Origin of the sequence: Veillonella sp., assembly GCF_015058545.1 — a bacterium.
Taxonomy (GTDB): domain Bacteria; phylum Bacillota; class Negativicutes; order Veillonellales; family Veillonellaceae; genus Veillonella_A.
In genome coordinates this window covers 1-8,485 of sequence record NZ_SVCB01000092.1, presented here as the reverse complement: position 1 = coordinate 8,485, position 8,485 = coordinate 1, and the positions used below count along the sequence as shown (strand labels likewise).

8 protein-coding genes and 1 pseudogene are annotated in these 8,485 nt (G+C 42.5%); 1 reads left to right on the top strand and 8 read right to left on the bottom strand.

Annotated features, from left to right (window positions below; genetic code table 11):
* The 4 genes and pseudogenes from E7204_RS06250 to hcp all read right to left on the bottom strand — a co-directional run.
* Positions 1-176, bottom strand: a pseudogene (locus E7204_RS06250) (tRNA nucleotidyltransferase); the annotation flags it as partial.
* A gap of 133 nt (positions 177-309) precedes the next feature.
* Complete coding sequence (gene sdaAA, locus E7204_RS06245) at positions 310-1,182, bottom strand: L-serine ammonia-lyase, iron-sulfur-dependent, subunit alpha (RefSeq protein ID WP_127059200.1); 873 nt, start codon at positions 1,180-1,182, stop codon at positions 310-312.
* Positions 1,179-1,859 carry an L-serine ammonia-lyase, iron-sulfur-dependent subunit beta gene (gene sdaAB / locus E7204_RS06240; RefSeq protein ID WP_295182845.1) on the bottom strand — a complete coding sequence of 227 codons (681 nt, stop codon included), beginning with the start codon at positions 1,857-1,859 and terminating at the stop codon, positions 1,179-1,181. Before sdaAB ends, sdaAA begins: the two co-directional genes overlap by 4 nt.
* A 417-nt stretch (positions 1,860-2,276) precedes the next feature.
* On the bottom strand, positions 2,277-3,848 hold the full coding sequence (hcp, locus tag E7204_RS06235) for a hydroxylamine reductase (RefSeq protein WP_295182844.1): 1,572 nt from the start codon (positions 3,846-3,848) through the stop codon (positions 2,277-2,279).
* A gap of 212 nt (positions 3,849-4,060) precedes the next feature.
* Between hcp and E7204_RS06230 the strand changes: the two genes are divergently transcribed.
* Positions 4,061-4,777, top strand: coding sequence for a Crp/Fnr family transcriptional regulator (locus E7204_RS06230; protein ID WP_295182843.1), 717 nt, complete (start codon positions 4,061-4,063; stop codon positions 4,775-4,777).
* Between the two features lie 232 nt (positions 4,778-5,009).
* Here the strand turns inward: E7204_RS06230 and E7204_RS06225 are convergent, their stop codons facing one another.
* The 4 genes from E7204_RS06225 to E7204_RS06210 form a co-directional block, all read right to left on the bottom strand.
* The gene (locus tag E7204_RS06225) at positions 5,010-6,632 is read right to left on the bottom strand and encodes an LPO_1073/Vpar_1526 family protein (protein WP_295182842.1); all 1,623 of its coding nucleotides are present in this window, start codon (positions 6,630-6,632) and stop codon (positions 5,010-5,012) included.
* A 313-nt stretch (positions 6,633-6,945) separates the two neighbouring features.
* Positions 6,946-7,392 carry a hypothetical protein gene (locus E7204_RS06220; RefSeq protein ID WP_295182841.1) on the bottom strand — a complete coding sequence of 149 codons (447 nt, stop codon included), beginning with the start codon at positions 7,390-7,392 and terminating at the stop codon, positions 6,946-6,948.
* Entirely contained in the window at positions 7,389-7,592 is a 204-nt protein-coding gene (locus tag E7204_RS06215; RefSeq protein WP_295182840.1) for a helix-turn-helix domain-containing protein, read from the bottom strand. The genes E7204_RS06220 and E7204_RS06215 overlap by 4 nt, the downstream gene beginning before the upstream one ends.
* 475 nt (positions 7,593-8,067) lie before the next feature.
* Positions 8,068-8,485, bottom strand: a 418-nt coding sequence (locus E7204_RS06210) for a hypothetical protein (protein WP_295182839.1), incomplete at its 5' end; no start/stop codon positions are given.

The window sequence follows — 8,485 nt, the reverse complement described above, 5'->3', positions numbered from 1 at the left end:
TTCGTTACAATATCATAATCATGAGGTGTTTGTTTGAGCACCAAATCACGCACCGCACCACCAATAACATAGGCTTCGAACCCGGCATCCGCTAAAGCACGCAAAATCCGCGTCGCACCTTGCCAGATTTCACCGCTCGGTTCTAACGTTATTTTCTTTGATGTAAACCAACTCACCCATATCACCTCACTCTTATCACGATAATTTATTATAACATACCCATGTATTGAATTCACCCTTTCGAGGCGCCTGAAAAATAAAAAAACGCCTCTATGAGTTTCCTCATAAAGACGTTTTAATGACGCAATCTTACATTTCCGCTAATTGTTTAGCGATACGACGACCTGTTTCAGTAGTCGCCAAACCACCTTCACTGGTTTCACGCAAGGTACTTGGCAATGCACGACCGATGCGGTCCATAGCTTCGATTACTTCATCAACCGGAATTTGGCTGATTAAGCCGGCCATAGCCATTTCAGCGGCGCTGAGAGCATGGACGGCATAAATACCGTTACGTTTTACGCAAGGTACTTCTACGAGGCCCCCAACAGGGTCGCATACTAAGCCCAATACATTTTTGAGGCAAAGGGCAACGGCATTAATGGCCTGTTTGGTAGTGCCTTCAAGCATAGCTACCACGGCACCGGCCGCCATAGCGGCAGCGGAACCTACTTCGGCCTGACAACCGCCTACGGCACCGGCTACACAGGCTTGGTTCGTAATCACGTTGCCGATACCGGCCCCCATGAAGAAACCGCGAAGCATCGCCTCATCATCAAGCTTCAATTCTTCGGCTACAGCGCACATGGTGCCGGGCATAACACCGCAGGAACCGGCTGTAGGACAAGCTACAACGCGGAACATTTTGGCGTTCGCTTCATTAACCGCAATCGCGTACGTTAAGGCTTTATAGGCTGTCGGACTCATTAAGCGCGGCGTATGTTCCAACAAAACGTGAGCCTGTCCGCCGGACATACCGCTCACCGTACGTTTACGGTCTTCAATACCGTTTACCACGGAATCTTTAAAAATCTGAATACGACGCAAAGCTTCTTTCTCAATGGCTTCGCGAGATTGACCGGACGCTTCCATTTCGGCGCGAATTACAATTTCCCACATAGGTAAATTATGAGTATCGCTTAAATGCGCCAAATCAGCTAATGTATCATATAAATAACTCATTCTGCTACCGCCTTTTCCAAAGGTTCAAAATACATAACGGAGGAAATACTTTTATGATTCTGAATGTCCGCCATAACTTGTGTATCAACCGGTTCATCCGTATTAATGAGCATAACAGCTTCACAATGCTTACGTTTGCGGAACACTTTCATCGTCGAAATATTAACACTTGCTTGACCAAGGCGGCTCGTTACCCAAGCAATAACCCCCGGACAATCATGATGGAATGTCAAAATGGTAAAATCTTCACCGGAAATTTCCACTGCCAAGTTGTTTACATTGGTCACCAAAATACGACCACCGCCAAGGGATCGGCCTATGATGCTCATATGATGACCATCTTTGCTGTAAAGGTCGAATTTAACTTCGTTCGGATGACCACCTTCTTCAGTCGATTCAATGAACTGATACTGCAAATTAGCTTCAGCGGCATCTTTAAATGCGTCACGAATGCGTTCGTCTTCCGCATCAAATCCCAAAAGACCGCCTACCAAGGCACGGTCTGTACCATGACCTTTATAGGTTTTGGCAAAAGAACCGTATAAGGTTAAATCAACGCGTTCAATGGGCTCTTTAAAAATAGAGCGAGCCATTTTACCTAAACGGGCAGCTCCGGCAGTATGAGAGCTGGATGGACCAATCATAACCGGCCCGATAATCTCAAAAACACTACTCATTTATGTCCTCCCTAAGAAAACGTTATCACACCTACACTGTGCATTTTTCACAAACTAATTCAGGGCAAACCCTTGAATTTCCTTAATTTGTATTATACCACAGTTTGTTTTCAGTGAATAGACACGGTCATACTTTTTATGCATATTACTTCTTTTAAGATTCACATTTGCTCATAAAGCCTATTATTACGCGGTTTATAAGGTACACGGTAGGCGAACGAATCATTCAAAAAAGTACCTTGTATATAGAAAAATATAAAAAATAGCTCCCTCTTACGAGGGAGCTATGAGAAATTTTAATTGATAATCAGCGAGAAACATAAGTAATCACAGGATGGACACCACTATATTGTCGCCAACCATTAACTAAAGTTTCGATTAACGATTAAGCTATAAACCTTTACGAGTCGTTTTTAATTAGTTGTTGCCAAGGATAGCTTTCATGTCAGCTTCCGGCGTAGTGATTGGGTGTAACTGGAATTTTTCTACCAAGATGCCCAATACATTATTGGATAAGAATTTTGGCAAAGTAGGTCCGATGTAGATGTTGCGGATACCCAAAGCCAACAAGGTCAAGAGGATACATACCGCTTTTTGTTCGTACCAAGACAATACCAAAGTCAATGGCAAGTCATTTACATCGCATTCGAAAGCGCCGGCAAGAGCTACGGCTACCTGAATAGCGGAGTAAGCGTCATTACACTGACCCATATCGAGCATACGAGGGATACCGCCGATTTCGCCGATTTCAAGGTCGTTGAAACGATATTTACCGCAAGCCAAAGTAAGAACTACTGTGTCTTTTGGCGTCTGTTTTACAAATTCGGTGTAGTAGTTACGGCCTACTTTAGCACCGTCGCAACCACCTACCAAGAAGAAATGTTTAATAGCGCCGGCTTTAACAGCGTCGATTACTTTGTCGGCAATGCTGAGCACTGTGCCATGACCGAAACCGGTTGTTACTTCGTGACCACCGTTGATACCGGTGAATGCTTGAGGTTCACTGTAACCGCCGAGTTCAAGAGCTTTTTCAATAACCGCGGAGAAATCTTTGGAGCCGTCTTCGTTGATTTCCACATGTTTCAAACCAGGGAAACCTACCATATCGGTTGTGAAAATATTGTCTTCGTAGCTTTCACGCGGAACCATTAAGCAGTTAGTAGTGAACAAGAAAGCAGCCGGAACGCCGTCGAATTCATTCTGCTGGTTCTGCCAAGCAGTACCGAAGTTACCTTTTAAGTGAGCATATTTTTTGAGTTCAGGATATGCGTGGCAAGGAAGCATTTCACCATGAGTATAGATGTTTACGCCTTTACCTTCGGATTGTTCCAATAACATTTTGAGGTCGTGTAAATCATGACCGGTTACTACGATGAACGGACCAGGTTCTACAGTCAAAGGTACTTTAGTCGGAACCGGTGTGCCATAGCTTTCGGTGTTAGCGGAGTCAAGTAAAGCCATGCATTTGAGGTTAATATGACCGAATTCCATCAACAAAGCGAGCCATTCGTCAGCACTGTGCTCTTTGGCGAATTCAACGAGGCCTTTTACGAACCAAGCGTCTACTTCAGCGTCATCATAGCCGAGTACGGATGCATGCCAAGCGTAAGCCGCCATACCGCGCATACCGAGCAATAAAGTGGAGCGCAAGGAGATGATATCTTCTTCGCCTACCCAAAGAGCTTCCCAATCGAAGTCTTGAGCGCTAGGGTCAATAGCCTGACGAGCTGCTTCTACGCGGTTGATGAATTCCTGAACGCGTTCTTCGTCGAAGTTAACGTTCGTTACGCACATGAACAAACCCTGTTTTAACAATTGATATTCTTTAGCCGAAGCGCCTTTTGCATCACAAGCACGTGCCAAACCGATCAAGGCGGACGTCAACTCATCCTGTTTGTTAGCTACCGGCGCTGTTTTACCACATACGCCCTGTACGGTACAACCACCGGGATTTGCAGACTGTTCACATTGGAAACAAAACATACTCATAATAGCCTCCTTCTTCGGGACTCTCCCGACACAGTACTTTCTTATCACTCGTAAGAAAGCAAAAAATATAAAATACTTGCTTATTACAAAATCAAATTGTCACTTATGGAAAGTTGTTTACTTTGTGACTACATTTAAAGTATAGTATACTTATAGGTAAAAAACTGTAGCTATGGCAACATTTACAAAAATTTTATATTAAGGAGGCTCCTATGCATATCGGATTATCTACTGAACTTGTAACGGAATATCTGGCTGTGCTCAGCAGCAGTCCTCTGTTTCGCGACCTTTCGGAAGAACAGTTGCGTCGCTTTTTAAGTTCACCGAACTTATCTATTTCCAATTATAAAAAAAATAGCTTTATCGCCATTGCCGGTGAACCCATGGAAGGAATTGGCATTTTACTCAAAGGCCATGCCCATCTGACCCGTGAAAACGTCTTAGGCCAACGAACCATTATGACCGACCTTACGCCGTCCGCCATGTTCGGCGAAGCCATCCTCTTCACGGACATGCCAAACTGGCCCGCCACCATTCAAACGACGCAGGACAGCACCGTTCTTTTCTTGCCAAAGTCAGCTTTCACCACATCGTTCAACAATTGCGATGCCTGCCAGGTGCAGATTCTAACCAATTTGTTGCATGACATGTCTGAAAAAGCCTTGGCCCTCACTCGGAAGGTTCACTATTTATCCTTAAAAGGGATGCGTGAACGAATCTTTGCCTACTTTGATGATTTATATACTTACCAAAAACAAAACCCCATTCGCCTGCCCCACAACCGTCAGGAAATGGCGGACGTGCTCAATGTATCGCGCACATCCTTAAGCCGCGAACTGGGCCGCTTGCAGGATGAAAAGATAATCGAATTTGAAGGTAAAAAAGTTGAGCTATTGGATTTAAATGCGATTAATGAGTATAGTTTTTAAGTAAAATAATATTGAACATGAGCTACTATCAAACATGAGATACTAGCGAATATCAGATAGTAGCATACATGAGATACTATCGAATATAAGAAACACTAGCGAATAAAGCACGAAGAGTGTATCCCCGGCATCAGCCTGAGATACACTCTTTATTTATATAATAGATTTTATTTTAGAAACGCGTTAAATTTTACCGCATAACTTTAACTGAGCTTAAGTTCCGGCGCTTAAGTTAGAACCACGGGGACAAATCGAATTCTTCGCCAATGGTTACTTTCACATGAGCACGCCCTAAATAGAGCCCCAAGAGCGTCAAGCTGGAATGGCTAAGTGGCATGGAGTCATACATATCAGCCACTTTAGGCAATACCGGTGAAATGTATTCCAATACCTGTTTGCGTTCAGTCGAGTTAAAATCAACCGGTTTACTCATCGCTAACCCTAAAATATGTTGCTGAATTTCCGGATTATCCAAATGAGCCATCTGGAAGTAGCGCGGTGCCAACCCTTCATCGACAACCGCTAATTTAAGAAGCGGAGAGTTTACACTTTTCACCACATAGCGAGCATCCAAATAATTACCGCGCAAAGCACGGGTCAATTCATCTTTGTCAAAACCGGCATAACCGAATACGAGCGGATAGGAATGAACCATAATATCCCAGAAGGTATTACGTTCCGGTTCTTGAATGGAGCAACGAAGGTAATCCAATTGACGATACATCGCTTCTTCCCGTGGCAATTCGGACAAGAACGGCTCGATATATTTATCTACATAATGCTGTAAATGTTCCAAGCTGTAGTTGTTGGAATTGCGGGAGTATTGAAGCAATAACGCCAAAGCCATAATCTGAAAATGGCCGAGCTGCAAATGCGGCAAGATGCGAAGGGCATCAAACGCCACCAAGTACGGTGTACTGGATTTAGGCTGCTGTACTACGTCCACAAAGGCCTCAATAGCAGTTTCCTTCATCCACACCGTTGGCGTTGTAGCGTAAGCTTTTTGCATACAAAGCAAGGCTTCCTGCACCACGATATTTTCCAACAACGCATGTAATTCGCCACTGGCAGTGATGCCTAAGCGGTCGAAAGCCGTTTTAGTAATATCCAATACCTGTTCTTTAGTGCTGGCGCTAACGGCACCGAAAGAACTCATGAAGTGCGATGTGCCAAGGGTAATTAAGTCGGACATGTCCGGCTCACCATAGCCGATATGGCTTGCACCGCGACCGGTGCCATGAATGGCCGCATCAGAACCTGCATGGTCACGTACAATCGGAATAATGCGAGTTGCATCATCCGCTACTTCCTCCGACGTTGCTTCAGTCGGTGTCACACGATGAATACGACGCGTTAATTCGCTGTCATCTAAAGCGGCTGTTGGCGGTTCGGTTGGAATTTTAAGCATAGGCTTCGTAATGTCCAAATCAGACACTATGTCACGGTTTAAACTGCTTTCCGATGAATCGTCATGAGCCGAACCGAATCGCGATGCAGACGGTTCCGTCATCGCATTATGAAAATCGGATTCCATTTGCGTATTAGACAAGGGAACGAACGTGGTGGCCATCTCTTTATCGGATGTTTCTTCATGACTTCCGGTTGCTTGATGGCTACCGCCTTGGTAAGCACGCCCGGCACCAAAGTTATCTCGATTCTGTTTAGCATCTTCACGGTAATAGGCAGCGCCGTGATCGCGACGTTTACGCTCATAATAATCTCGATTGCTTACATTGTCAGTGGCTGCACCGTTCGTCTTTTCCGATTTATCGCTATCGCGAAATACTAAATAGCATACGCCGAAAAATACGACGATAACCCCCAACACTACTAAATATGGTATAAATGCAGACATGTTATTCCTCCTGCCGTAGTTTATTTGAATTATATAGACCACACGATTAATGCTTGTCAAAAATCCGCATCGGCCTTCCTATTTATTCCTATATTATTATATAATACTCCGTATCGATTTTATTTGTCTACTTTTTTATGAAAACAAGCAATAACGCTACTTAATCAATATTTTTGATTAAAAACAATATCTATAAAAATGCATCTTTTCTATACAATTTTTGCCGTTTTTTTGCCGTAAAACTAAACAAGGGCAGCACGCATGCTACCCTTGTAAGACGTTCGCTCACTACTAGTCTCTTTTATAGTATATACTACCATTCCTTCACTGTATAGAGGATACTAGCCCCTTTTATTCCGTTATCTTTGAAGTGTACAAGCCCTTCAAATTGTCCTGCTTGATATCCTACAGTGGGATATATTTTATTATCAATCACAGTCACCCCCGATTTGATTTTATGCGACTTATTTAAGTTAATTTTATACACATCAACTTTTTGCGCCGCTTCATTTGGATTGACTATAGTTTTATCACTTTTCTCATTGATTGCTAAAGGTAATGATAGCTCATGGTTATTAATTGCTTTTTGCGTCTGTTTAGCCGCCGTATTTACATCCGGAGCCTGTACATAATATGTAACTGTAGGCTCATTAGCCTTTTGTATCTCGTGTTGAATTTGTACGGCTGTATCTGGTTTAACATCAATGACTTTAGACAGGGCCTTGGTATCTTGCGTGGTAGTGACATCAAAACATATCATTTCATCGGCTCACCATATAGGCGTTTCATGCCATCATATGTTACTAACCATATACGTTTTGATTGCCTAGCCTCAACGCCTATCTTAAATCGTGGTGGTTTTCCATTTCTTTCAATACAAGCTTGACGCAATGAATCTGTACTCTTTCCCCATAATTCCGCGGCTTCTTCCAGAGTTAATACTTTATCAATGTAATTCATCGGATCCTCCTGTATATGTAATATCCTATAACACATCCGGTAATCAAAGCTTTTACGGCGTCCTTATCAAAGTCTATAAAATATATTAAAATGGCAATGCCTATAATTGCTATAATGTCTTTCATCGCATTCACTCCTTATGATATAATGAAAGTGTCAGGAGAGGTTTCCCTCTCCCTTCACCGCTCTCTTATCGTTTTTGTTTTCGACGACGCTTACGATTTGAGGGCTTTTCTTTTTTTCTGAACTCTAGCCATATCATTACTACTAATGTTATGAACCATTCAACATCTACTTTATCAATCATTTCTACCTCCTTTCTATGGTTTTATTATACCGTATATACGGTATAATGTCAAGTAAAAATAAACAAAAAAAGTACCCAAAAAGCTAGATTTTATCTAACCTTTTGGGCTTTCTTCTTTTTCACATACTTAACGCAATATGCTACGAGATAAACGGATCACCGTACCTTTCACCATTGGACCACAGTGTACATCACTGTAGCTCCTTTTATTTTTGAGCCATCAAACTGCACTAACCCTTCAACCCGGCCGGCCTGATATCCTACCGTTGGATATACTTTATCATCAATAACTGTAACACCGGCTTTTATTTTATGTGCTTTATTTAGATTGATTTTATATATATCTACAGTCTGATTATCTTCATTTTTAGTAATTACTGTTCTATCTGTTTTTTCTAGAGCCACTTTAGGTAGTTTGTCATCCTCTTTCTTAATTAAACTTTGCGCTTCTTTAGTAGCTTTATCTAAATTAGTTGCTACAACTGTAAACTGTCCATCAGGACTTCTAGTTTCCGTTTTAATTATTTCTGACCTAATCACCTTAGCTTGTTCTGGATTTACATCTATACCTTTTGCCAATTTATCT